This is a genomic window from Paraburkholderia sp. SIMBA_030 (assembly GCF_046535245.1).
In the GTDB taxonomy this organism is placed as follows: Bacteria; Pseudomonadota; Gammaproteobacteria; order Burkholderiales; family Burkholderiaceae; genus Paraburkholderia.
In genome coordinates, this window is record NZ_JAWRXB010001081.1 from 1 (window position 1) to 254 (window position 254).

Annotated in this window: 1 protein-coding gene; it reads left to right on the top strand. The window is 61.0% G+C overall.

The features are described 5' to 3' along the window. Positions 1-254, top strand: a 254-nt coding sequence (locus SB772_RS43355; RefSeq protein ID WP_410838942.1) for a manganese catalase family protein, incomplete at both ends; no start/stop codon positions are given.

The following is a 254-nucleotide window of genomic DNA, read 5'->3' on the forward strand; positions in this document are numbered from 1 at the left end:
GAACAAGGGCGCCAAAGGGCAACTCGCAGAGGCGGTGGAAGAAGAGGCCGAGTTGTACCGGTCGCTGACTGGGGGCGGCAACGATTCCCACACTACGGCACTCTTATACGGTGGCGGACCGGCGCTGACCAATTCGGCCGGCATCCCATGGAGTGCGGCCTACATTGATACCATCGGCGAGCCAACCGCCGACCTGCGCTCAAACATAGCTGCCGAAGCGCGCGCAAAGATCGTTTACGAGCGCCTCATTAATG